At 59.0% G+C, this 825-nt stretch carries 1 protein-coding gene; it reads right to left on the bottom strand.

The window, feature by feature from the left end:
* Window positions 1–103 precede the first annotated feature (103 nt).
* Window positions 104–622 (bottom strand): cupin domain-containing protein, encoded by a 519-nt coding sequence (locus tag QMX93_RS30790; protein WP_282359349.1) that lies wholly within the window; start codon window positions 620–622, stop codon window positions 104–106.
* Window positions 623–825 lie beyond the last annotated feature (203 nt).

Genomic DNA, 825 nt, shown 5'->3' on the forward strand with positions numbered 1-825 from the left:
GCTCGCGATAGCGGTGTGTCAGTCACATTATCTTTGAATGACACACCGCTATCGTGAGCAGGCTCACTCCTACAGGGTTGTGCGTCAATTCAGGATCTGTGGGCTATTCGCCGTCCCAGTAATCCACGCCATCCGCCTGCCGCGCCACGGCGACGAAACCTGAGGCATTGCCCTCGGCATCGACCGTGAAGTTATCCATCACCGCGTATTTATTCGAATCCGGATACTCACAGATCTCCGGCTGCTGCTGGGTGCTCACCGCCAGATAACGCAATTCAGCCTGACTGGTATTGATGATCTGATGCGCTTTCTCCGGCCCGCCCGGTGGACAGGCAATCACATCACCCTCGCGAATCGGAAAGCGTTCGGCACCAAGACGCACCTCGCCCTCCCCGGCCACCACGTAGAACATTTCCTCGTTGACCCGATGACTGTGAAACGGACTGCCGCGCATGCCGGGTGGCAAGGCGTAGAGGCGATAGCCGAGTTTCTGTGAGCCAAGCTGCTGACCGACCCGCGCCATGCGTTGCTGATAGCGGCTCGCGGTTTCGCCTTCAGGGGCGAGGGCTTCGGGTAAGGGTTCGAGTTCGAGCTGATGCAGGTTGAGGATGGGCGGATGCATGGGGGCCTCAGTCATGGTTTTTATGGTGGGCAAGTCTGTGCTTGCTGGGGAGGCAGTATAGGCAAAAGTCTGATCTGGAACCGTGTCGCGGCCATCGCGAGCAGGCTCACTCCTACAATTGGAATGCGTTCCCCTGTAGGAGTGAGCCTGCTCGCGATGAGGCCGGGGAGGCCGCTACAAAACCGTGCAGTCAGCTACGCGCA

The organism is Pseudomonas sp. PS01303 (genome assembly GCF_029959385.1).
GTDB classification, from domain to species: Bacteria; Pseudomonadota; Gammaproteobacteria; order Pseudomonadales; family Pseudomonadaceae; genus Aquipseudomonas; species Aquipseudomonas rustica.